Annotated in this window: 25 protein-coding genes and 1 pseudogene; 15 read left to right on the top strand and 11 right to left on the bottom strand. The window is 67.8% G+C overall.

The window, feature by feature from the left end:
- The first annotated feature begins 31 nt into the window (after positions 1 to 31).
- The 7 genes and pseudogenes from dpgB to NA8_RS35810 all read left to right on the top strand — a co-directional run.
- Positions 32 to 736: an enoyl-CoA-hydratase DpgB gene (dpgB, locus tag NA8_RS24820; protein WP_063052770.1), complete on the top strand. Its 705-nt coding sequence runs from the start codon at positions 32 to 34 to the stop codon at positions 734 to 736.
- On the top strand, positions 733 to 2,043 hold the full coding sequence (dpgC, locus tag NA8_RS24815) for a (3,5-dihydroxyphenyl)acetyl-CoA 1,2-dioxygenase DpgC (protein ID WP_063052769.1): 1,311 nt from the start codon (positions 733 to 735) through the stop codon (positions 2,041 to 2,043). Before dpgB ends, dpgC begins: the two co-directional genes overlap by 4 nt.
- Entirely contained in the window at positions 2,040 to 2,849 is an 810-nt protein-coding gene (gene dpgD, locus NA8_RS24810; protein WP_218019508.1) for an enoyl-CoA-hydratase DpgD, read from the top strand. Before dpgC ends, dpgD begins: the two co-directional genes overlap by 4 nt.
- A 43-nt stretch (positions 2,850 to 2,892) precedes the next feature.
- Complete coding sequence (locus NA8_RS24805; RefSeq protein WP_063052768.1) at positions 2,893 to 4,698, top strand: thiamine pyrophosphate-binding protein; 1,806 nt, start codon at positions 2,893 to 2,895, stop codon at positions 4,696 to 4,698.
- A gap of 73 nt (positions 4,699 to 4,771) precedes the next feature.
- The gene (locus NA8_RS24800; protein ID WP_063052767.1) at positions 4,772 to 5,848 is read left to right on the top strand and encodes a catalase family peroxidase; all 1,077 of its coding nucleotides are present in this window, start codon (positions 4,772 to 4,774) and stop codon (positions 5,846 to 5,848) included.
- A gap of 10 nt (positions 5,849 to 5,858) precedes the next feature.
- Positions 5,859 to 6,410: a cytochrome b gene (locus NA8_RS24795; RefSeq protein WP_439957417.1), complete on the top strand. Its 552-nt coding sequence runs from the start codon at positions 5,859 to 5,861 to the stop codon at positions 6,408 to 6,410.
- Positions 6,411 to 7,364: pseudogene (locus NA8_RS35810) on the top strand (MFS transporter); the annotation flags it as partial.
- Positions 7,365 to 7,607: 243 nt separating this feature from the next.
- On the opposite strand, the gene NA8_RS24780 reads toward NA8_RS35810, so the two are convergent.
- The 3 genes from NA8_RS24780 to NA8_RS24770 are packed head-to-tail and all read right to left on the bottom strand — an operon-like array spanning position 7,608 to position 9,555.
- Positions 7,608 to 8,369 (bottom strand): ABC transporter permease, encoded by a 762-nt coding sequence (locus NA8_RS24780; protein WP_063052763.1) that lies wholly within the window; start codon positions 8,367 to 8,369, stop codon positions 7,608 to 7,610.
- A 9-nt stretch (positions 8,370 to 8,378) separates the two neighbouring features.
- Complete coding sequence (locus tag NA8_RS24775; protein ID WP_063052762.1) at positions 8,379 to 9,188, bottom strand: ABC transporter ATP-binding protein; 810 nt, start codon at positions 9,186 to 9,188, stop codon at positions 8,379 to 8,381.
- 10 nt (positions 9,189 to 9,198) lie between these two features.
- On the bottom strand, positions 9,199 to 9,555 hold the full coding sequence (locus tag NA8_RS24770; RefSeq protein WP_063052761.1) for a DUF1048 domain-containing protein: 357 nt from the start codon (positions 9,553 to 9,555) through the stop codon (positions 9,199 to 9,201).
- A gap of 176 nt (positions 9,556 to 9,731) precedes the next feature.
- Between NA8_RS24770 and NA8_RS24765 the strand changes: the two genes are divergently transcribed.
- The gene (locus NA8_RS24765) at positions 9,732 to 10,034 is read left to right on the top strand and encodes a DUF1905 domain-containing protein (protein ID WP_063052760.1); all 303 of its coding nucleotides are present in this window, start codon (positions 9,732 to 9,734) and stop codon (positions 10,032 to 10,034) included.
- Positions 10,035 to 10,064: 30 nt separating this feature from the next.
- Here the strand turns inward: NA8_RS24765 and NA8_RS24760 are convergent, their stop codons facing one another.
- The 4 genes from NA8_RS24760 to NA8_RS24745 all read right to left on the bottom strand — a co-directional run bounded on the left by NA8_RS24760 (position 10,065) and on the right by NA8_RS24745 (position 11,774).
- Complete coding sequence (locus tag NA8_RS24760) at positions 10,065 to 10,676, bottom strand: hypothetical protein (RefSeq protein ID WP_063052759.1); 612 nt, start codon at positions 10,674 to 10,676, stop codon at positions 10,065 to 10,067.
- Positions 10,677 to 10,796: 120 nt separating this feature from the next.
- Positions 10,797 to 11,126, bottom strand: coding sequence for a hypothetical protein (locus NA8_RS24755; RefSeq protein ID WP_245663992.1), 330 nt, complete (start codon positions 11,124 to 11,126; stop codon positions 10,797 to 10,799).
- A gap of 140 nt (positions 11,127 to 11,266) precedes the next feature.
- Positions 11,267 to 11,563, bottom strand: a complete 297-nt coding sequence (locus NA8_RS24750) for a hypothetical protein (RefSeq protein ID WP_063052757.1) — start codon at positions 11,561 to 11,563, stop codon at positions 11,267 to 11,269.
- Positions 11,550 to 11,774 carry a hypothetical protein gene (locus tag NA8_RS24745; RefSeq protein ID WP_063052756.1) on the bottom strand — a complete coding sequence of 75 codons (225 nt, stop codon included), beginning with the start codon at positions 11,772 to 11,774 and terminating at the stop codon, positions 11,550 to 11,552. The genes NA8_RS24750 and NA8_RS24745 overlap by 14 nt, the downstream gene beginning before the upstream one ends.
- Positions 11,775 to 11,874: 100 nt before the next feature.
- On the opposite strand from NA8_RS24745, the gene NA8_RS24740 reads away from it, so the two are divergent.
- A complete protein-coding gene (locus tag NA8_RS24740) occupies positions 11,875 to 12,666 on the top strand; it encodes an alpha/beta fold hydrolase (protein ID WP_063052755.1) in 792 nt (263 codons plus the stop codon).
- On the opposite strand, the gene NA8_RS24735 is transcribed toward NA8_RS24740, so the two are convergent.
- The 3 genes from NA8_RS24735 to NA8_RS24725 are packed head-to-tail and all read right to left on the bottom strand — an operon-like array spanning position 12,650 to position 15,614.
- Positions 12,650 to 13,276, bottom strand: a complete 627-nt coding sequence (locus NA8_RS24735; protein WP_245663991.1) for a TetR/AcrR family transcriptional regulator — start codon at positions 13,274 to 13,276, stop codon at positions 12,650 to 12,652. The two genes, NA8_RS24740 and NA8_RS24735, sit on opposite strands and share 17 nt — an antisense overlap.
- Before the next feature lie 47 nt (positions 13,277 to 13,323).
- Positions 13,324 to 14,088, bottom strand: a complete 765-nt coding sequence (locus NA8_RS24730) for a crotonase/enoyl-CoA hydratase family protein (RefSeq protein WP_063052753.1) — start codon at positions 14,086 to 14,088, stop codon at positions 13,324 to 13,326.
- Complete coding sequence (locus NA8_RS24725; protein WP_063052752.1) at positions 14,085 to 15,614, bottom strand: acetyl-CoA acetyltransferase; 1,530 nt, start codon at positions 15,612 to 15,614, stop codon at positions 14,085 to 14,087. The genes NA8_RS24730 and NA8_RS24725 overlap by 4 nt, the downstream gene beginning before the upstream one ends.
- Before the next feature lie 128 nt (positions 15,615 to 15,742).
- On the opposite strand from NA8_RS24725, the gene NA8_RS24720 reads away from it, so the two are divergent.
- The 4 genes from NA8_RS24720 (at position 15,743) to NA8_RS24705 (ending at position 19,776) form a co-directional block, all read left to right on the top strand.
- On the top strand, positions 15,743 to 16,474 hold the full coding sequence (locus NA8_RS24720) for a crotonase/enoyl-CoA hydratase family protein (RefSeq protein WP_063052803.1): 732 nt from the start codon (positions 15,743 to 15,745) through the stop codon (positions 16,472 to 16,474).
- A gap of 166 nt (positions 16,475 to 16,640) precedes the next feature.
- Positions 16,641 to 17,747, top strand: a complete 1,107-nt coding sequence (locus NA8_RS24715; RefSeq protein WP_245663990.1) for a glycoside hydrolase family 183 protein — start codon at positions 16,641 to 16,643, stop codon at positions 17,745 to 17,747.
- A 96-nt stretch (positions 17,748 to 17,843) separates the two neighbouring features.
- Positions 17,844 to 19,052, top strand: a complete 1,209-nt coding sequence (locus tag NA8_RS24710) for an erythromycin esterase family protein (protein WP_063052750.1) — start codon at positions 17,844 to 17,846, stop codon at positions 19,050 to 19,052.
- 49 nt (positions 19,053 to 19,101) lie between these two features.
- On the top strand, positions 19,102 to 19,776 hold the full coding sequence (locus NA8_RS24705) for a class I SAM-dependent methyltransferase (protein WP_063052749.1): 675 nt from the start codon (positions 19,102 to 19,104) through the stop codon (positions 19,774 to 19,776).
- A 4-nt stretch (positions 19,777 to 19,780) separates the two neighbouring features.
- Here NA8_RS24705 and NA8_RS24700 read toward each other — a convergent pair whose 3' ends face one another.
- Positions 19,781 to 20,371: an alpha/beta hydrolase family protein gene (locus tag NA8_RS24700; protein WP_063052748.1), complete on the bottom strand. Its 591-nt coding sequence runs from the start codon at positions 20,369 to 20,371 to the stop codon at positions 19,781 to 19,783.
- Between the two features lie 254 nt (positions 20,372 to 20,625).
- On the opposite strand from NA8_RS24700, the gene NA8_RS24690 reads away from it, so the two are divergent.
- Positions 20,626 to 21,459 (top strand): nuclear transport factor 2 family protein, encoded by an 834-nt coding sequence (locus NA8_RS24690; RefSeq protein WP_084467068.1) that lies wholly within the window; start codon positions 20,626 to 20,628, stop codon positions 21,457 to 21,459.
- A 277-nt stretch (positions 21,460 to 21,736) separates the two neighbouring features.
- A partial coding sequence (locus NA8_RS24685) for an acyl-CoA dehydrogenase family protein (RefSeq protein WP_063052745.1) occupies positions 21,737 to 23,043 on the top strand: 1,307 nt, incomplete at its 3' end.

Here is a 23,043-nt window from a genome sequence, read left to right as displayed (position 1 = left end):
GACGTCGACCGAACTACATCCAGGGGGAACGATGACCACAACCAACGGGTCGGGCATCAACGTTTTAGCCGCGGTGATCCCAGCCGACCAGCCACTCTCGACCGAACTGACCGACGCGGTGACCTCGATCGCTCTGCGCGCCGAAGACGCCCCGCGCGATCGGCCGCACGGAGTCGTCCTGTACATCACCGGCCCGGAAGCCGGACACGATTTCTCGTGGCCCGGCGCCGTGGACATCGGCGCCGTCGGCAAATGGGAAGCCGCCTTGCGACGGCTGGAACAGGCTCCGGCGCCGATCGTCGCCGCCGTCGACGGAGACGCCTACGGCCCCGCGGCCGAACTGCTGCTCGTCGCCGACTACCGGATACTGCGTTCCGGGTCGGTTCTCGGATTCGCCACCTCCGAGGAGGGCAGCTGGCCTGCCATGGCCCTGCACAGATTGGTCGCCCAGCACGGCGCCGGGCTCGCCAGGACACTCGCCGTACAGGGACGCAGTCTCTCGGCCGCCCAAGCGCTGGAGCACGGCCTGATCGACGCGGTGATCGATGGCAACGCCGAAGCTGAGAACGGCGCGGTCCAAGCAGGTCTGGCGCTGTTCGAGTCGGCCGTGGGAACGGAGATCGCGATTCGCAGGCGTCTGGTCCTGGACGCGGCGGTCACTCGATTCGAAGACGCGCTCGGCGCGCATCTGGCGGCCTCCGACCGGACGCTGCGGCGACTCGGGAGCACGCTGTGACCACATTGCCGCAGTTCATCGGAGACCTCGAATACGACCGGGCCGCGCTTCAGGTCTCCGCCACCGAATGCCACAAAGTCCTGGACGATTCGGGGCCGGTCGCGGAGCGCGACGATACCTGGGCCGCGCGAGCCGCCGAAGTCCTCACGACGCTGCGAACCCTGCGGCGAGCGTTCCTGCGCACGCATCTGTCCGCGGTGTATCTCGCCGCCACCGACAACCTGCGTGTTCCGCTGCGCTGTGCCGAACTCGCGGCCGTGGTCACAACCCAGTTCCCTGGCCTGCTCCCCGACCCCGGACGGCTCGCCGCCGATGCCGCGGCGGTACAGGCGCACAAGGAAGGCTGGGAGATCGACCAGGGGATCTTCTTCCACGCGGTGTTCTCCGACCCGATCGCCGGTAACCACCTGCTCGACGCGATGCGCAGGCCGACCGGCCGCGCGCAGGCGCTGCTGCCCGACTTCGAGCGCACCGGCCGCATCACGCTGCCCGCGGTGACGCTGACCCGCGCCGGGCACACCGCGACCATCACCATCACCAACACCCACTGCCTCAATGCCGAGGACAACCAGCACGTCGCCGACATGGAGACCGCCGTCGACCTGGTCCTGCTCGACCAGCGGTCCGAGGTCGGCGTCGTGCGCGGAGGCGAGATGACCCACCCCCGCTATCGCGGCAAGCGAGTGTTCAGCGCGGGCATCAACCTCACCGAACTGCATCAGGGCAAGATCTCCTACGTCGACTTCCTGCTCGGCCGCGAGACCGGATACCTCGCCAAGATCCTGCGCGGCCTCTCCGCCGACGATTCCGGCGAGTGGCCCCCCCGGCTGCGCACGAAACCGTGGATCGCCGCGGTGGACACCTTCGCGATCGGCGGCGGGGCACAGCTGCTGCTCGTCTTCGATCGCGTGATCGCCGCCGCCGACAGCTATTTCAGCCTCCCGGCAGCGCAAGAAGGCATCGTGCCGGGAGCGGGCGATCTCCGGCTCGGGCGCGGTTCGACCTACCGGCTCTCGCGCGATGTGATTCTGTGGGGCAGGCGGATTCACGCCACCGAGCCCGACGCGCGCTACGTCTTCGACACCGTCGTCGAACCGGATGCGATGGACGCCGAAATCGACCGCGCCGCCGCGCGACTCGCCGCCGACGCGGTGATCGCCAACAAACACATGATCGTGACCGCCGAGGAACCACAGGAGGCGTTCCGCGCCTACCTGGCCGAATTCGCCCTGCATCAGGCGTTGCGGCTCTACGGCGTGGACGTACTGGCGAAGGTGGGCCGGTTCAGCGCGGGAGCGCGCCGGTGACCTCGCTGCCGGACCTGACCACCGTGGTCTACCGCAAGCGGGGACGCGTCGCCACCGTCGAACTCGACCGCCCGGAAGTGCTCAACGCGATGGATTCGCGCATGCACATCGAACTCGGGCAGGTATGGGACGACATCGAACGCGACGACGAGATCTGGGTAGCCGTGCTCAGCGGCCGCGGCGGTCGCGCGTTCTCGGTCGGACAGGACCTGAAGGAACTGTCCCAGCGCATCTCCGGCGGCGACGGCTACTCCACGTTCGGCAGTGCGGACAAACCCGGGCACCCGCGGATCACGGATCGGTTCGGCTTCGCGAAGCCGCTGATCGCCAAGGTCGCCGGATACGCGCTCGGCGGCGGTTTCGAGCTGGCGCTCGCCTGCGACATCGTCGTCGCGGCCGACAACGCCGAATTCGGGCTCACCGAGGCCAGACTCGGCCTGATTCCGGGCGCGGGCGGGGTCTTCCGGCTGCCCCGCCAGGCGCCCTATCGGATCGCGCTGGGCCATCTGCTCACCGGCCGCCGGATGTCCGCGACCCGCGCCGCCGAGCTCGGCCTCGTCAACGAAGTCGTTCCCGCCGACGACCTCGACGCGCGCACCGATGCCTGGGTCGCCGACATCCTCGCCTGCGCACCGCTGTCGGTGCGCGCCATCAAGGAGGCCGCGGCAGCGGCCGCGACCATGCCACTGCCCGAGGCGTTCACCGCCCGATACCACTGGGAAACCCTGCGCGCCGGCTCCGCCGACGCCCGAGAAGGGCCGCGCGCGTTCGTCGAGAAACGACCACCGATCTGGACCGGTCGCTGAACCGCGTCCCGGCCGGGTGCACCTATCGAGAAACGAAAGGGCCATGACATCTACACCGCCCCGCAGACTGGGCCGCGACATCATCTTCGACTATCTGCGTGCGGTCGGCACCGAATACGCCTTCGGTGTGCCGGGCACCCACGAGATTCCGCTGCTCGACGGGACCACCATCCCCGAGAACGGGGTCGAGTACGTGCCATGCCTGCACGAGAACATCGCGCTCGGCGCGGCCATGGGCTACGCCCGCATGTCGGGACGCCCTGGCGCGGCGATCGTCCACATCACCCCCGGCACGGCCAACATCATCGGCAACCTGTTCAACGCCTATCGCTCCAACATCCCGCTCATCGTGTTCTGCGGTCAGCAGCACAGCGAACTGCTGATCCAGGAACCGATCCTGGCTTCCGATCTGGTCCACACCGCCGAGCAATACACGAAGTGGGCCCACGAGATCCGCAGCGTCGACGAAATGCCGCTGGTCCTGCAGCGCGCGTTCAAAGAACTCCTGGTCCCGCCGCTGCGGCCGGTATTCGTCTCGCTGCCGTGGAACTTCCTGCTCGAGGCGCCTGCCGTGCAGGAACCAGGTCGGGTCACCCGCATCGCGCACGCGGTAGCCGCGGATCCGGCCGGTGTCACTGATGCCGCGCGACAGCTCGCGCGGGCGAAGAACCCGGTGGTGCTCGTCGGCGACGGCGTCGGTGAGGCAGACGCCTGGCCGGAGATCGAGCGCCTGTCGAATGTGCTCGGTGCGGCGGTGTATTCGGAGAACCAGGCCAGCCGGATGAACTATCCGAACGATCTGCCGCACTGGCAAGGCGAACTCGTACCCACCCAGGACGGGGTGCACATGCAGCTCGCCGAGTTCGACACCATCTTCCAGGTCGGGGTGAATTCCCAAGCTCAGATCCTGGTGTTCCGGTGGGAGAAGGGCCCGATCATCCCGCCCACGCTCACCCAGGTGACCCTGCACAACGATCCCTGGGAGATCGGCAAGAACTCCTATGCCACGGTCGGTGTGCTGGGCGACATCAAACGCAGCCTGCCGCTGATCATCGATGCCGTCGTCGGCCATCCCGAGTACGACGAAGCCGCGGCCGCACACCGCAATCGGCGCCTGCTCGACCTCGATGCCAGGCGCGACAAGGCGTTCGCCGCCGCGGGAGCCACCGCCCCGGGCCACGAGCCCGCGATTCCGGATTACCTCGTGCCGATGAAGCTCGCCGAGGTGCAGAGGTCGCTCGGCAAGCCGCTGACCGTGATCAACGAGGACTTCGCGATCTCGGCGGCGATTCAGAAGGCGATCGCCTACGACGCGCCCGACGCCTACTTCTGTACCTCCGGCGGATCGCTCGGCTTCTCCCTGCCCGCGTCGATCGGTATCGCACTGGCCGTGGGCAAGAGCCGCTACGTCGTGACCATAGTCGGGGACGGTTCTGCACTGTTCCACACCAATTCGTGGTGGACGACGAGCAAATTGGCACTGCCCGTGCTGTATCTGGTGATGAACAACCACGAGTACAAGACCCTCATGACCGGTCTTTCCGCGATCGGGCAGATCTACGGCTGGCAGCCCACCAGCGACGCCTGGTACCTGCGGTTGGGCCGGCCTACCCAGGATTTCGCGCAGATCGCCGATACCTTCGAGATCGAAGGCGAAGTGGTGACCAAGACCGCGAAACTCACCGATGCGTTGAAGCGCGGGTTCAACGCCCTCGACAACGGCGACCCCTACGTGATCGACATCCGTATCGCCTCCGCGTCCGCGCCGCCGATCGACATGCTGCTGGCCGACAATCCCGACGTCGACCCGGTTCTCGTCGAACGGCTCCAGTCCATGGGCCCGCCGTGACCGGCCGGGCCGTCCAGCCGCGCTCGAGCGCCCGCCCTACGAACGAGCGCATCGCACCCGGAGAAAGGGAATCATGACCGAGGCAAGCAGGCATTCCTTGCGATTGGATCGCCGCACCCTGCTCGGCGGCGCCGCTGTCGCCGCGCTCGGCGCCGCGGGAATCGGAGGGTTCTTGTTCACCGAGAGCGTCGTCGGGCCATGGCGGCTGACGGCGCGCAGGCTGGTCGATCGCCTGCAGGACACCGCGGGCGGCTCGTTCCCCGGGTGCCGGCGCAACCACGCCAAAGGGCTCGCCGTCGGCGGGTACTTCGAGAGCAACGGCAACGGCGTCGAGCTGTCGAAGGCGTCGGTGTTCCGGACGGGGCGCTACCGGCTCGACGGCCGATTCTCCCTCGCGGGCGGCAACCCGCACATGCCCGACGCGCCGAACGCGCCCCGCGGGCTTGGGCTGCGGCTGTTCCTCCCCGGCGGAGAGCAGTGGCGGATGGCGATGATCAACGTGCCCGTCTTCCTCGACGCAACCCCGCAGGACTTCTACGACCGCACGCTCGCTTTCGCACCGGATCCGGCTACCGGCAAGCCCGACCCCGCTGTGATGAGCCGATATGTCGCGTCACACCCGAAGACCGCCGCCGCGCTGAGCGCCATCGAAAAGGGCGCTCCACCCTCCACTTTCGCCGGCACCGCGTTCTTCGGTCTGAATGCCTTCGAGTTCGCCGACGCTCACGGCGACTCCGTTCCGGTGCGGTGGCGACTCGTACCGGAGCACCCACCGGAGCTAACGCCGCCCGCAACCGGCGAGAACGCACTCTTCGACGGTCTGATCGCCGCCATCCGGGTGGCGCCGCTGCGTTGGAGATTCCTGGTGACGGTGGGCGAGCGCGGGGTCGACCCCACCGAGGACGCCACCAAGGCATGGCCGGCCGACCGGCGCGAAGTGCACGTAGGCACCGTTGTGCTGGAGCAAGTGCACACCGAAGCCGCGGACAACGTGCAGAACGTGAACTTCGATCCGCTCGTGCTGCCCGACGGCATCGCGCCGTCCGATGATCCGCTCCTGCAAGCGCGCTCGGCGGCCTACGCCGAGTCCTTCCGCCGCCGCGCGGGCGAAACGAAACCCACCGGAGCCGTTGTGGTGCAGGAGGCCTGATCCGATGGCGATCACCGAACACACCGTCGACGCCCCCCGGTTCGGCGTCACCGCGCGAATCCTGCACTGGGCGATGGCGGCCTCGATCGTGGCCATGATCGGCATCGGTGCGGCTATGGTCGGCTACCTCGGCCCCTACAGCCGATTGCTGACCTGGCACAAGACCATCGGGCTGATCATCTTGCTTCTGGCGATCGTTCGTCTCGGCTACCGTCTCACGCACCGGCCGCCACCGCAGATCGAAACCATGGGCAGACCGGAGCGGCTCGTCGCGACCGGATCCGAGATCCTGATGTACGCGCTGTTCCTGGCGCAACCGCTCGTCGGGTGGGCACTGGTCTCCGCGTCCGGGATTCCTATCGAGATCCTCGCGGGGGTGCGCGTCCCGGCCATCGCACCGACCGACCCGCGGCTGTACGCCACGTTGCGGACGCTGCACAGCGTGCTCGCCTATCTGCTGTCGTTCGCGCTGATCGCCCACGTCTGCGCGGTCACCTTCCACGCATTGGTGCTGCGCGACAAGCTACTTCGCCGCATGACCTTCCCGACCTCGCGGCGATAGATGAGATCGGTCGGCCAGGGAATCGTTGTCGTCGGCATGACGCTGCGTGCCCCGCTGACATGCGTGGGGCCGCTGATACCGGTGATCACCGCCGACACCGGGCTGTCCAGCACGAACGCCGGAGTTCTCACCGCCCTGCCCCTGCTGATCTTCGCGGTCGTCCCCGTGGCGGTGCTGCGGACCGTCCATCATGGGCCCGACCGGCTCGTGCGATGGGCGCTGGTCGTGATGCTGGTGGGGCTGCTGGTCCGCTCGACACCCGGACAGACATGGCTATTCACCGGAACCGTGATGATCGCGGCGGCGATCGGCTACGCGAATGTGTTGCTGCCCGCGATCGTGCGGGACAGCGCCCCCTCCGCGCGCGTCACGGCGATCACCGGCGCCTGGGTGGCGGCGATGTGCGCGGCGGCTGCCCTGTCGTCCGGGATCGCCGTTCCGCTGGCCGGTCTCCTGCCCGGCGGTTGGCGACCCGCGCTCGCCTGGGCAACGCTGCCGGTCGTGCTGGCTTTGCTGATGTGGCAGGTGCGCAACAGACCCGTCCTCGAGCCGGCGTCCGTCCGCCGGGTATCGATGCCGTGGCGTTCGCCCTTGGCCTGGCAGGTCAGCGCTTTCATGGGTCTACAGGCGCTGGGGTTCTACACGACGCTCGCCTGGCTGCCCTCTGTTCTCCAGGACGACAGCGTGAGCCCAGAGGCCGCGGGCTGGTCACTGTTCGCGTTCCAGATCCTCGGTCTGCTCGTCGTCAACGCGCTGCCCTGGCTCACCCGCACCACGGCCGCGAAACGCCGTCTCGCCGTCGCCGCCTCGGTGCTCGACGCCGCGGGCTTCCTGCTCCTCGCCGTCGATTCCGCCCTGGCACCCCTGGCCATCCTGCTGCTCGGTACCGGAGCCGGCGCCTGCCTTGCCCTGGCGATGGCATTCCAGAGCGAACGCGCCGGCGACGCGATCCATGCGGCCGCGCTGGCCGCGATGGCTCAGACTGTCGGGTTCGCCATGGCCGCTGTCGGCCCGACCCTCCTGGGCATTCTGCACACCCGAACAAGCGGCTGGGCACCGGCACTGAGCGTGCTCACCGCCCTGACTCTCCTGCAAGCCGCCGCGGCAGCCGGAGCAGGCCGCCCCCGGATCGTCGGACCGGCCCGGCAGCCGGTCCAGGGCGTCGAGCCGACTCGCGACCTGTTCGGCCGATGCCGTTCAGGAGATCTTGCGCCGGTAGGTGTTCATGGCGAACAGGTAGGCGACGATGAGGATGCCGACGCACCAGGCGAGGGCGATCCAGATGTCGGTGCCGACGGGCTGCTGGGTGAACAGGTTACGAATGGCGTCGATGATGGAGGTCACCGGCTGGTGTTCGGCGAAGGCTCGCAGCGGGCCGGGCATGGTGTCGGTGGGTACGAAGGCCGAGCTGATGAAGGGCAGGAAGATCAGGGGGTAGGAGAAGGCGCTCGCGCCGTCCGGGGTCTTCGCGGACAGACCGGGAATGACCGCGATCCAGGTCAGCGCGAGGGTGAACAGGATCAGGATGCCCGCGACCGCGAGCCAGGCCAGTATTCCGGCCCCTGAGCGGAAGCCCAGGAGCAGGGCGACGAGCACGACCACCACGAGCGAGATCAGGTTGGCGACCAGCGAGGTCAGCACGTGCGCCCACAGGACCGACGATCGGGCGATGGGCATGGATTGGAATCGCTCGAAGATGCCGCTCTTCATATCCAGGAAGAGCCGGAACGCGGTGTAGGAGATGCCCGAGGCGATGGTGATGAGCAGGATTCCGGGCAGCAGGTACTGCACATAGGAGTCCGACCCCGAGTCGATCGCGCCGCCGAAGACGTAGACGAATAGCAGCATGAATGCGATCGGCATGATCGTGGTCGTGATGATGGTGTCCACGCTGCGCGTGATGTGGCGCAGGGATCGTCCCAGCAGCAGCGTGGTGTCGGCGAAGAAATGCGTGGTCATCGTTGTTCCTTACTTCGTCCGTACCGCGCTGCGGTCACTGTCTGGAGCGCCCTCGTCGCCTTCGTCACCGACCAGGGCGAAGAAGACGTCTTCCAGGCTCGGCTTCTTCTCGACGTATTCGACCTCGGCCGGCGGGAGGAGCCGCTCGAGCTCGGCGAGGGTGCCGTTGACGATGATCCGGCCCTTGTGCAGGATCGCGATCCGATCGGCGAGTTGTTCGGCCTCGTCCAGATATTGCGTCGTGAGTAGCACTGTCGTGCCGTGCTCGGCGAGTTCCCGCACCGCCCGCCACACCTCGATGCGCGCCTGAGGGTCGAGCCCGGTGGTCGGCTCGTCGAGGAAGATGACCGGCGGATTCCCGATGAGACTCATGGCGATGTCGAGGCGGCGGCGCATGCCACCGGAGTACGTCGACACCTTCCGTGTGGCCGCGTCGGTCAGAGAGAAACGCTCGAGCAGGTCGTCGGCCACCGTTTCCGCGTTCTTCAGGTGCCGCAACTTTGCGATGAGCACGAGATTCTCCCGCCCGCTGAGGATTTCGTCCACGGCGGCGAACTGCCCGGTGAGGCTGATGGACTCCCGCACGTCGCCCGGTTGCGTGGCGACGTCGAAGCCGTTGACCCTTGCTGTCCCCGCGTCGGCTTTGAGCAGCGTGGACAAGATTTTCACGACAGTGGTCTTGCCGGCTCCGTTCGAGCCGAGCAGGGCGAAGATGCTGCCCCGCTCGACTTCGAAATCGACGCCGCGCAGCACCTCCAGCTTGTTGTAGGACTTCTCCAGACCCCGCACATGGATCGCCGGAGCTTGTTGTGTCGTCATCGAACGTCCCCTACTTTCCTTCTCCGGCGGCGCGCTCGATGGCGCTGTTCAACCGTGTCCGTTCCCGGTTGATCCACGAATCTTCGTGGTAGTCGCGCGCGAACGTCTCGATGAACTCCACGGGGTCCTCCCCGACGACCTCGCGTATCGGGGATCCGTCGGCCGCGCTGCGCTCGAACAGCTGGACGAGATCCTCGAACATCGAAACGCCGCCTCCCGAGCCGGAGTACATCAAGTACCGCTCGAAACCATCGACCGCTGTGCGATAACCCGCGGGAAGCTGCCCCGCCCGCATCTTGTACTGACGCCACCGCCGCTTGTCGCCGATGTCGCCGACCAACTTCGAGGTGAGATCCGAGATGCCCATGGCATCTGCCTCCTTTGTCACGGGGCGGTTCGAACCGCCATAGATATAAGTAGATGTATACGTACATCTGCTGGCCTAACTATAAGTAGACATATACGTACATGCAAGTCCCGGAAGTAGGAACTCCTACGCGGACGATGCGAAGCCCTGTCGGTGCCCGCCGTTACAGTCGCGGCGTGGCTGGTTCGCGGTACTCGTTCACGGCGGAAGTATGGGAATTACCAGGCGATGCCGCCTGGCATTTCGTGTCGCTGCCCGAGGACGTGGCCGATGAGATCGAAGAGCGCTACGCGCATCGTTCCGGCGGGTTCGGCGCGGTGCGAGTGCACGTGGTCGTCGGCGGCACTCGGTGGTCTACTTCGCTGTTCCCGGACAAGTCACGGGCGACCTATGTCCTGCCCATGAAGAAAGCGGTGCGCGTCGCGGAGGGCCTGGAGGCGGGATCCGCCGCGCACATCGAACTGACGGTCGCGCTGTAGGACACGAAACGCGATGCGCCGACCCGGGGTTCAGTACCCGAGCCCTCCCACAGCGGCATTGCGCTTGCTCGCACTTCGCTTGACCGCCACCACCACGATCACTAGCACGCCGAGCACCACGCCACCGAAACCGAGGGCGAGCGCGCCGAGCAGCGTGCCGACGAAGGAAGAGCCGAGGCCTTGCCCGACGGCAACCGTCACCTCGGAACTACCGGCCGTGGTCACCCGATAGCCGCCCGGTTCGGCGGCCTCGAAGGAGAATCCGGCCCGGCCCTCATGGCTGCCGAAGGAATAGGTGATGCTCGCGTCGTACTTCCGCAGCTCCACACGCTTGCCGTGCGGGTCGAGCACCCGCAGATCGACCGTGCCGGAGGCGCCCTCGGACGACGCCCCGGCGTACTCGAAGTACACGGTGTACCCGCCGGACTCCGCCAGCTTCACCACATCGGAGCCGGGCACCCCGACCCGCTGGAAGTCATCGATGCGTCCCGAGGTCTGCAGGAAACCGAAAGCACCGAGGGCGATCCCGCCGATGATGCCGAGGGCGATCAACGCGCCACCCAGCGCGAACCAGCGACCGGACGGGGTGATGGCCGGCGATCCCAGCGATTTCGGCGACGTCGGAAAAGGCGGCTGTGACACGGTCTGACCTCGGCTTCCGGTCGACACCCTCGTCGACGTAGCGTCAGCGTACGGTCTGCCCTAACGCCTCGCCACGCGAAGCATCCGCCCACCGTGACAGCTGTTTGCGACCGTCGACGATCAGCGCGGTTGGGCCGCCGACATGCACTCGCTCGCGATGCGACCGCTGGCGGCGCGCGCCTTGTCCGCGTCTTCCTTGCTCATCCCGAGCGTTTCCTGGTCGGGAGCCTTGGTGTCGTACTCGTCGCTGATCATGATTCGCAGTCCGTCCTGCGAAATCCCCTGATCGACGAACACCTTCGCGGCACAGTCGGCCAGCTGCTTGTTCTTGAGGCCCTTGTCCTGCAACGACTTGGCCAGATCGGCCTGCGTCACCGTAGGCGCCGCCGTGTCCTTGTCGCTGCCGCATGCCGCGAGCACCGGCAGCGCGATCAGCGCCGCGGCGATCATGCAGATCCGCACCTGACTCCTCTTCCTCGACTGACCACTGTCGGTGGCGTGGCCACCATAATGCCGTGCGGCGTCCAGCGGTAGTCATCTGCCACGACCGACACGGGATACGTTGCCGTTCAACGTGCTACTGGGAGATCTCAGAGGTCCATTGCCGCGCGCAACGCGGTGTCGAGCCGCTCCAGGGTGTCGCGGTCCACCAGATCCACCCGCTCGGCCAGCCAACCGCGGAAGATCCGCCCGATGTTCCCGGCATGCACCCAGCCGTGTTCCTGCACCGGAACCGCGAGGATGTCCTGCGGATCGTCCTCGATCACCTCCGCCGCGATCAGCCAGGGACGCGGCGAGTCGTTGATGCCGTCACTGCTGATGAGCACGACCTTTCGGCGGCGCGGCGAACCATGCGGGTTGTAGATCCACAGTTCACCCCGACGCACGCATCTCCTCCTCGGCGGCCGCCAACTCGGCCGCGTCCGCGGCGGCCTCGGCGGTCACATTCGACACCGGACCGACACCCGTGCGCACGGCTTCCCGTCGCGCGGCCTTCGAAATCCAAGCCGACGGCGACATTCCCGCCCGAGCGGCCGCCTGTTCCGCGAATGACCAGGCGGCTTCGTCCAGCGAAAGGGTGACCTTACGCGTTGCCATACCAATTATCGTACCGGCACCGCGGGGCAGGGACCAGCCCCTGAATGGTTCGCCCGCGACATCCCATCTGATGACAGGTGACTGCTGTTAGTGTTGGCGCATGACGACCTTGCACCATCATCGCGTCGGCGCGGGCGAACCACTCGTGCTGGTACACGGGGTGGGGAGCCGGTGGCAGGTGTGGGAGCCGATCATCGACACGCTGGCCGCATCGTACGAGGTCATCGCGGTCGACCTGCCCGGCTTCGGTGGATCGACGCACCCGCTCGCGCACACCACGGTGCCCAACCTGACCGAGGCGCTCGCCGAGTTCCTCGCCGCGCAGGGGATCGATCGGCCGCATCTCGCGGGCAATTCGATGGGCGGGCTGATCACGCTGGAACTGGGCGCCCGCGGGCTGGCTCGGTCGGTGACCGCTTACTCACCCATCGGATTCTGGGACACCGCAGGCCGGGTGTGGTGCCAGCAGTCGCTGGGCAAGTCACGGGCACTCGCGCGTCGGCTGCGTCCCGCCCTGCCCTCCGTGCTGAGCACCGCTGCGGGCCGGACCGTATTCCTCTCGCTGGTCTTCGGCAAGCCATGGGCGCTGGATGCGAAGGTGGCTCTGGAGACCGCGCTCGGCGCGGCGGACTCGGCCGGATTCGACGAGGCGCTCGCCTCGTTCACCGACGTCCGCCTGCCCGAAATCGGTGCGTTGGCCGACATTCCGGTGACGATCGCCTGGGGCAGCCGCGACATCCTGCTCACCTACGCGACGCAGAGCCGCAAGGCGCGCAGCGCGCTGCCGAACGCCGAGCACGTCACGCTGCACGGCAGTGGGCACACACCGTTCTTCGACGACCCGGCCGGCTGCGCACAGGTCCTGCTCGAGACGATCACCCGCCCGCGGTAGGCGTCCGGCCGGTTGAGTCCGCGGGCGGATCGAGCAACGTGTCCGCGGCCGCCGTGCCGAGCAGGACGCGCACGGCGTTTCCCCATCGGTGCCGAAGGAGCCGGTTGCGGGACAGGTCGCCGGTGAGCAGCACGCGCAAGGCTTGGCCGGTCATGATCTCGATGGTGAACTCGGTGATCGTCGGCACCCGGGGATCGTCCGGGAACTCGCGCCGGAAGCTGTCGCGGATGCTGGTGTGCATCAGTTCGAACAGGCGGACCTCCAGCGGCAGAAACGCCACTCGCAGTTCCGGATCGGTCCGCGCGCCGACCCACATCTCCAGCGCCGCCCAGAACGATGGGCCGCTGAGCATCCGCATGGTCAGCTCGACGGCCGCCTCCAGCCGGTCCGCACCGTCCGGAATGGCCTCGAATTCACTGGTCAGCTGGTCGAATCGGCGTCGCGCCACATGCTCGACGGCGCCGGCGAGCAGGTCGGCCCGGGTGGGGAAGTAATGCTGCAACGTCCCCCGCGGCACACCCGCCCGTTTCTGCACCTCGAGTGTGGTGGTGCCCGCGTAACCGACCTCGACCAGGCTCTCCACCGCCGCGTCCAGCAGCCGCGTGCGCATGCGCTCCCTGCGCTGCGCCTGCGGCTGCCGGACGTGTCCCGCGCCCGTCAGCGGCCCTGCCACTGCGGCTCGCGCTTCTGCGCGAACGCCAGCGCCCCTTCGGCGGCGTCCTTGGACAACAATGCGGGCAGGGCGATCTCGCCTTGCTTTGCGAACGCCTCCGTGACCGTCCAATCCGGCGACTCGTCGATGATGCGCTTGCTCGCGGCCACCGCGAGCGGAGCGGCAGCGGCGATCTCGGCCGCGAGCTCGAGCGCCACCGACAGCGCCGCACCGGGCTCGGTGACCCGATTGACCAAGCCGAGCTGGTGGAGCCGCTCGGCGCCGATGCGGCCGCCGGTGAGCGCGAGTTCGGCGGCGGTGCTGCGCGGCAGCCGCTGGGTCAGGCGCAGCACGCCACCGCCCGCGGCCACCAGACCGCGCTTGACCTCGGGGATGCCGAACTGCGCGTCGCGCGCGGCGACGATGAGATCGCCCGCGAGCGCCAGCTCGAAACCACCCGCCAGCGCGAAGCCTTCGACCGCGGAGATCATCGGCTTGGCCGGGGGTTTCGCCGCGATGCCCAGCGGGCCGCGGCGTTGCGTCATCGGCATCTCGCCTTTCGACGCCGCGACGAGATCCATTCCGGCGCTGAAGGTTCCGCCCGCGCCGGTGAGCACGAGCACGCGCGCGGCGTCGTCGGCTTCGAACTCGTCGACGGCGGCCTCGATGGCCTGCGCGGCGGCCAGGTTGATCGCGTTGCGCGCTTCGGGACGGTTGACCGTCAGCACGGTGATCGCGTCGCGCCGCTCGATAAGGACGAGGTCCGTCATCGGGCGCTCCTCTCGGTGAGCAGGGTGAAGGTGTCCGCGGCGATCTCGGCGTCCGCGCCGAGCGGGTCGCCCGCGGTGAACGCCGCGAGGGTGTCGGCATCCGACGCCCGGACCAGTATGCGGGAGCCCTCGGGTGTCAGTGCGCTCACCACAACGGCTTCCGGCTCGTCGGTGCGGTCGGGCGCCGGGCCCTTGCGATAGGCGATGGTGTACGCCTCGACCGAGGCGGGACCGGTGTACCCGGGCGCCGGTTCGCGCCGCGCCGCGCGCACCTGAGCCTCGATCGCACGGAACAGCCGCTCGGGCGGCCTGGCCGAATACACGCCGACGCCGTGCTTGGTGCTGTACCAACCGAGTGCCGTCGCCAGTCCGTAGGCGTCCGGGTCCGCGCGCAGCATGCCGGACAGCGTCGCGATCGAATGCGTCGTGTAGTTGTTGCCCGGCCCGCCGGCGAAGGTGAGACCGCCGGTGACCGACAGCGGCCGGGACGAATCATCGATCGGCAGGCCGAGTTCCTCGGCGGCGATCTGCACCGCGACCGGGAAACAGGAGTAGAGGTCGATGTGCGCGACATCGTCGATCCCGATCCCCGCCGCACCCAGCGCCGCTTTCCCCGCCGCGGCGATGGCGGGTGAGCGGGACATGTCCGCGCGCTCGGAGACGAACCACTCGTCGGTCGCGGTGGCGCCCGCGTGCGGGAACACCCACCGGTCCCGGGGCACACCGGCGGCGTCGGCCGCCGCCGCGCTGCACAGGATCAGCCCGGCGCCCAGATCGACGGTGAGGTTCGCGATCATCAGCTTCGGGTACGGCGTCGACACCATCCGGTTGGCGGGCGCGGGCGTCACGAGCTCGGCGGCGGCATGCGCGGTGGGCTGCCACGCGTACGGATTGCGCGCCGCGATCTCCGACAGCCGCGACCACAGTGCGCCGATCCGCTCACGGTGCGCGGCTTCACTCGATCCGAGCCGGTGGCGCAGCGCCGTCTCCATGAGCGCGTAGAAGTACACCGGCCCCCACAGGCCCGCGGCGGTTTCCATGTCCGAGTTCGGCCCTCGATCGGAGCCGATGGTCTCGTCGGGACCCACGTCTTCCGGCTGCTCCGGCCAGTCCACCGCCGTGCCGGTGCGGGTGGCCGTGTTCCCGGAGTACACCGCTTCGGACCCGGTGAGCAGTGCGACGTCCGAGCGGCCGTCGGCGATGGCCTGCGCGACAGTGTTGAGCAGCCGCTGCGGCGCGTCGCCGCCGAAGCGCACCGACTGCACGCTCCGGCGTGGCGTGGCGCCGAGCTCCGCGCCGACGAGCGCGCCCAGATCGCCGTAGGGGCGGCTTACCGGGGCGACGGCGGCGATCAAGTCGGCCGACCGGAGCAGACGGTCACCGACGCCGCTGTCGGCGCCCGCGCGGCGCAGGGACTCGGCGGCGAGTTCGACGGGGCCGGGCAGACCGGGCTCACCCGGTCGGTGTACGACCTGCCCGGCGCCGACGAGCACCGGGGTCCTCGGGTCCATTCCGGCTGGCAGCATGCGTCCTCCGCTCCATAACCGTCAACATTGACGGTAATTCGAGTCCGATTAGAACAGAGCCCCGAGCGCTCGAGCAACAGCTCGTGGTGTAACTGACTGATGAGTAAGATTCGGGAATGGGCACCAACATCGCAGTGCGGTTCGACGACCATCGCGCGTACGTCACGCTCGACCGGCCGGACAAGCACAACGGCCTGACCATCGATATGCTTCGCGACCTGGTTGCCAGCGCGAAGCTGGTGGCTCGTCGTAGCGACGCGCGGGCAGTCATCCTATCCGGAAACGGGCCGAGCTTCAGCAGCGGCCTAGACATCGCGGCAGCAACTAGCGACCCTGTGGCTATCATTCGGAACTTCGTGCCCCCGCCCTGGCGGGGCACCAACGCCTTCCAGGAGGCGTGCTGGGCTTGGCGCCGCCTGCCCGTGCCGGTGATCGCCGCGGTGCACGGGCGCTGCTTCGGCGGCGGACTCCAGCTCGCGCTGGCCGCGGACGTCCGTTTCGCCACCCCCGACGCCGAGTTCTCCGTCATGGAGACCAAGCACGGCCTGGTCCCGGACATGACCGGAGCGGCAACGCTGTCCAGGCTGATCGGCATCGACAAAGCCCTCCTGCTCACGATGACCGCGGACACTGTGGACGCCGCCTACGCCGCGAAGATCGGTTTGGTCACCGAGCTGACCGCGGACCCGGTCACGCAGGCCGAGAAACTGGCCGACCAGCTCGCCGCGCGATCACCGCACGCGGTGGCCGCTGCCAAGCGGCTGTTCGAGAAGTCGTGGCAAGCATCTCCCCGGCGAACCTTCGCCGTCGAGCGCGCGACCCAGTTACCACTGATCCTCCGCAAAGCGCTCAATAGATAGCTGTAAATTCGCTAGAAGCCCCTTTTCGGCTGGTTCCGCTGCTACCATTTGCACGATTTGCCAGCCAGTCGACTAGTGGTGCGCGGCACGCTGCGAAGGGTCTGTGTATCGCGGGACGTCCATGGTTCGCACCGCTCTCGGGAAGAAACCGGAGGGCTCACAGACAGTGATCAAGACCGCATCCTTCCTACTCTCGGCGCTGGCGGGTGTCTCGGCCCTGCTCTTCACGGCGACCACCCCCGCCATCGCCAACCCGAACGCCATCAATCCGATTCCGGTGCTCAACGGCACGACCGGATTACCGAACCTGCTCGGCCGCACCAAAGCGGTCTTCCAGGTGACCGGCATGGCCAGCCCGAACAACACCCAGACCTATAACGTCCTCGGCACCGATCTCGGCATCATGTGGGACAACGGGCGCGGTGAAATGCTCACCGCGTTCGGCGACACCGCCGGCGTCGGCTTCCCGAATCTGCTCGCGGGTAGCATGTGGGCCTGGCGCAGCAATATCCTGCTGCGCAGCCACACCACCGATCCGGCCGAAGGCATCTTTTTCGACAGCGCGGTGCGCGATATGTTCGGCCAGGCCCGCGATCTGATCCCGAGCCCGAAGATTCCGTTCCTCGAGATCAGCCGGATCCCCACCGCGGGCATCTCGGTCAACGGCGTGCAGTACATGAGCCTCATGTCGGTGAAGACCTGGGACGACGTCGGGCAGTGGAGTACCAATTTCTCCGGCCTCGCCACCTCCGGGGACAACGGCGAAAACTGGGCCGAACTGCCGGAAACGCGGCGGAACAACGAAGGCGGAAACGCCAACTTCCAGATGAACGCCTTCCTCGCCGACGGCGGATACATCTACGAATACGGCACCCGATCCGGGCGCAATCACACCGCTCACGTCGCTCGCGTACACGCCCAGGACATCGGGAACCTCGCCGAATACGAATACTGGGACGGCGGCGCCTGGCGAAAGAACGACGTGAACGCCGCCGCGCCGATCATGTGGGGCGTCGGCGAACTCTCGGTGATGTACAACGCCTATCTCGGGCAGTACATTTCGCTCACCACCGACCGATTCAACTCCGTGGTGATGCGGCGTGCGCCCGCCCCGGTCGGCCCGTGGAGCGATCCCGAAGTGCTGATCGATACGCGCGAATTGCCCACCGCGTACGCACCCGCGATCTTCCCGTACCAGACCGGACGCGATCTGTACTTCCTGACGACGGTGCACAGCCAGTACAACGTCGTGCTGATGCGCACGACGCTCTAGCTCGCGGACCGGCGATCCGGCGCGGGGCTTGACCTCAACAATGGTTCATGTATGAGGCTGCTTCGCGTTGGATCGTTCACGCTTCCGGGAGGCATCATGCTCAGCACCACTGTCGACGTCCGCACTTGGCTGCGCGACAACGCCATCGCGATCGACAGCTCCGATCCTGGTTCCTCCGGTTCGGATCTCGACGCTCTGATCGCTCGGCTCGGCGCCGCCACGGTGGTCGGGCTGGGCGAGTCCACGCGGTTCTCCCAGCAGACCTTCGGCGTGCGCGAGCGGTTGTTCCGTGGGCTGGTCGAACGGCATGACTTCCGCGCGTTGGCGATTCAGGACAGCGCGCGTTCCGGTGCGCGGTGGGACCGGTTCGTCACCGCCGGCGAGGGCGACCCGGAAACGGTGCTCGCCGGTGCCTGGCGCCCCTGGCGTACCGAGGAATCGGTGGCCGCACTGCGCTGGATCCGCGCGTGGAACCTGGCGCATCCAGAAGACCCGGTGCGGATCTTCGGCGTCGAACCGCCCCGCGCCGAGCCGAGCGACTACGACGCGGTGCTCGACTACGTGCGCCGTGCGGCTCCAGACCGGTTCGCCGCGATCGAGGCGCACCTCACGCCGATCCGCACCGCCCACCAGGTCGATGAGCACGTCCAGCGCCACCAGGGCATCCACCCGGGCCGTCCCTTCGCCGAACACGCCGAAGACGCCCTCGCGCTGCTGGCCGAGTTGCCGGAAACGAGCGAGCGCGCCACCGCACTCGCCCATGCCCGTCTGATCCTCGACTTCCACCGGTCCAGCGTCGCGAGTCAAGGGTTCGCCCGGGACGAACGGCCATCGGCCGAGACGGTGCTGCGCTGGCAGCGCTCCACCGGCGCAAAGATCGTCTACTGGGACGGGCTCGCGCACACGACCAGTCTTCCGATCGTTTACGACACGGCCGAATTCCGCGGTGCCGGAAGCCATTTGCGTGATCACCTGCTCGATGGATACGTGTCCGTCGGTATCGGGTTCCATCACGGCGACCTCGGTATGGCCGTGGCGCCCGACCCATTGCCGGACCTGGTGGATGCAGCATTGGGCGAGGTAGAGCTGCCCGCCTACTACCTGGACCTGCACGCCGCGGCGCCGGAACCGGTGCGTGACTGGCTGACCGGCCCGGTGAAGCTGCGCACCATCAGCGGCGTCTACGACCCGGCCGCCGACGCCACCGCGAACATCCGGCTCGCCTCGCTCGCCGCCGCGTTCGACGTGCTGATCCACGTGCGCGAGACCACGCCGGTGCACTGGCTCTCGCAGTTATCGGACTGACTCGGGCAACCCACGGGGGCGCGGGCCGCGCGATCAATAGACTCGGAATATGGATGCGGCCGACTGGGATGAGCGCTACGCGCAAACGGAATTGGTCTGGGGCGCACCGCCGAACAACACCGTGGTGGAACACGTCTACGGGTTGGAACGCCGTGCGCCGCTCCAGGCCGCCACACCCGAGGGCGAGGCGCCGGAGTCCCCCCGCGCCCTCGATCTGGCGTGTGGTGAGGGCCGCAACGCCCTCTGGCTCGCCACGCACGGCTGGCAGGTGCACGCCGTCGACTACTCCCAGGTGGGCATCGACAAAGGCCGCACCGTGGCCTCGCGCCTGTCCCGCTCGGTGCGCAACCGCATCAGCTGGCAGTGCGCCGACGTCACCGACCTGGACGAGGCGGAGATCACCGGCCCGTTCGAGCTGGTCTTGATGGTCTTCCTGCACTTGCCCGCCGAGCAGCGCGGCGCGCTGGTCCGCAAGGCGGCCGACCTGCTGGCTCCGGAGGGCACCCTGCTCGTGCTCGGCCACGACACCACCAACATCGCCGACGGCTGCGGTGGTCCGCAGGACCCTTCCATCCTCTTCACGCCCGACGACATCGTCGCCGACCTCGGCCCCATGGCGGCGGCAGGGCGAATTCGGGTGCGCCTCGCCGACCGCGTCTACCGGCCGACCGAGACCGGCGACGCCATCGACGCCCTGGTCATCGCCACCCGGCCGGCCGACTAGGGGTTCAGGACCAGCGCTCCAGCCATGGGGTCACGGTCTCGGCGATCAGGTCGAAGCCCGCGCGGAAGGCGTGCGGCTGGCCCGGGATGACGCGGACTTCGGCGGCGTCGGCGGGATCGGGTATGCCGAACGGATCGTTGGCACCGTTGACGACCACCACTTCGATGTCACCCGGCGCGAGCAGCTCGTCCCGGCGCGAGTTCTCCGGCTTGCCCGGCGGATGCAGCGGGAACGACAACGCGAGTACGCCGCGGGCCCGCGCCGCGACCGCCGTTCTACAGGCGACCCGCGCCCCGTTGCTCCGCCCACCTTGGATCAGCGGAATGCGTTTGCGACCACGCAACCGAGCGACGACCTCGAGCCAAGCCTCGTCCTGCTTGACCGCCGACCCCGGCGCACGCCGCCCAGCGACCCGATACGGCTGCACCACCCGCGCGACCCCACCCCCTAACCGCAACGCGGCATCCCGAACCGCGAGCAGATCCTTCGCCTCCACTCCACCACCCGCGCCATGCGTGAGCAGCAACAGGAAGGCGGGCCTGCGCGGCTGTTCGAGCTCGACCTCAGCGGGTCCAGCACTCGTCTCGATGCGCATTGCGCATATTTTGCCGTCCCGGCTTTCCGAGAGCGCGCTGCCGCTCCCGGCACGCTCGACCTCGGACTATCTCGCCGTGCAGTCCGACGCGGTGGTCGACAGGATTCGCTTCCGCCCGAGCATCCGGCGTTCGAGCATCTCGATCCGGTTGACGTGGCCTTCGACCGTTCCGCTGCTCCAGGTCAGCGCCGGACCGGCCCAGCAACTTCTTTTTCTAGTTGTGCCTACTTCAATTTCAGGTAGCATCTTCGGCTATGAGTAAAGACGATGACACAACTGGTTCCGGCGATGCCTCTTCGTTCGTGGAGAGCTGGGCCGCGGTGTGGCGCGACCACGACGGCGAACGGTGGCCGAGCCTGCTCCACGAGGACGGTGTCCTACGCAACCCGTTCGGCGAGTTGTCGCGCGCCGATCTCCCTGGATACATGGCGGGTCTGGTGGCCGGCATCGCCGACCATCGGATCAGCCCGCTCCGCTGGGGGGCCACGTGCGACGGCGTCTTGATCGAGTGGCTGATGACAGGCCGACGAGGCGAGGCAGCTATCGAGATCCGCGGCGTGGACCGATTCAGCCTCGACGACGGCCGGGCCATAGAGGGCGTCGCCTACTTCGATCCGGCGCCCCTGCTAGCGACGAATCCCGGCAGCGCCGACGTGGCGGCGACCGAGTTCGACATCTCGACCTTCGCACGTGAATACGACCAGGCATGGCAGGCCAAGGACCCTGACGCGATCAGCGCCAGGCACGCCGAGAACGGCACCTACCAACTCCACATTGCCGGCCGACCGGAGATCCGCGGGCGCGCGGCGATGCGGGATGCGTTCGCCGCCTCGCTCGCGAACTGGCGCGAGCTGAGCTTCTCCTTCGATCAGGCCTTGTACGGTGACTCGTTCTACATTTGGCAATCGACCCTGCACGGGATCCTCGCCCAGCCCCTCGAACTGGGTTCGGTCACGATTCCGGCGAACGGAGAACAGCTGGCGTTCCGGGGCATCGACGTGATCACCTTGGATGAGGACGGCCTCATCAGGTCGAAGCAAACCTATTTCGACCTCGTCGCCGCAGCCAACCAGGCAGACAGGAGTTGATGCACGCCGAGCGCCTCGAGCGATCGGGGCCTACGCCCAGGGCCTGACCCTCCGCGAGGTGCGGTTCCGACCCCGAGGAGCGGCCATCGGACACTGTAAAACGCGTCACATTGCCTGCTCGACTCTTTGCGCATTCATTACCGGCCGGTAATATGACACATAAGTTACCCGCGAGTAGCATGCGGAAAACCGGCACGACTACCCCGGTGGAGCGAACAACGGGCGGGAACGGCAACCATACCGACCGCACCAACTCAACGGAGAGTGAGTACTGACAATGGGTCACTACAAGAGCAATGTCCGCGACCTGGAGTTCAACCTCTTCGAGGTCCTCGGTCTCGGGTCGATCCTGGACAGCGGCGCCTACGGCGATCTCGACACGGACACCGTGAAGGAGATGCTCAACGAGGTGCGTCGCCTGGCCGAGGGTCCGCTCGGTGAATCGTTCGCCGACGCCGACCGCAACCCGCCGGTCTTCGATCCCGCGACCCACACCGTCGCGCTGCCCGAGTCCTTCAAGAAGAGCTACCGCACCCTGCAGGACGGCGGCTGGGACAGGCTCGGCATCGCCGAGGAACTGGGCGGCCTGCCGATCCCGCGCGCGGCCTACTGGGCCGTCGCCGAGCTGATCCTGGGCGCGCAGCCCGCGGCCTTCATGTACGCGGCGGGCCCCGGCTTCGCGAACATCTTCTACAACAACGCCACCGAAGAGCAGAAGGGCTGGGCGAAGATCGCCGCCGAGCAGGGCTGGGGCGCCACCATGGTGCTCACCGAGCCCGACGCCGGTTCCGATGTCGGTGCGGGCCGCACCAAGGCGATCAAGCAGGAAGACGGCACCTGGCACATCGAGGGCGTCAAGCGGTTCATCACCTCCGCCGACTCCGACGACCTGTTCCCGAACATCATGCACCTGGTGCTGGCCCGTCCCGAGGGCGCCGGACCGGGCACCAAGGGCCTGTCGCTGTTCTTCGTGCCGAAATTCCACTTCGATCACGAGACCGGCGAGCTGGGCGAGCGCAACGGCGTCTTCGTCACCAACGTCGAGCACAAGATGGGCCTGAAGGTCTCGGCCACCTGTGAGGTCACCTTCGGCGGCCACGGCATCCCCGCCAAGGGCTGGCTGGTCGGCGAGGTGCACAACGGCATCGCGCAGATGTTCGAGGTCATCGAGCACGCTCGGATGATGGTGGGCACCAAGGCCATCGCGACCCTGTCGACCGGTTACCTGAACGCACGCGACTACGCCAAGGAGCGGGTCCAGGGCGCCGACCTGACCAAGATGACCGACAAGGCCGCGCCCCGCGTGTCCATCACCCACCACCCGGACGTCCGTCGTTCGCTGGCCACCCAGAAGGCGTACGCCGAGGGCCTGCGCGCGGTGTACCTCTACACCGCCGCCCACCAGAACGCCGATGTGGCCCAGCTGGTTTCCGGCGCCGACGCCGATCTGGCCGCTCGGGTCAACGACCTGCTGCTGCCGATCGTCAAGGGCGTCGGCTCGGAGCGGGCCTACCAGTACCTGACCGAATCGCTGCAGACCCTCGGTGGTTCCGGCTTCCTCCAGGACTACCCGATCGAGCAGTA

The organism is Nocardia arthritidis NBRC 100137 (assembly GCF_001612765.1).
GTDB lineage: Bacteria > Actinomycetota > Actinomycetes > Mycobacteriales > Mycobacteriaceae > Nocardia > Nocardia arthritidis.
Note: the sequence above shows the minus strand (reverse complement) of the source record. Positions and strands in the feature narration are given on the sequence as shown.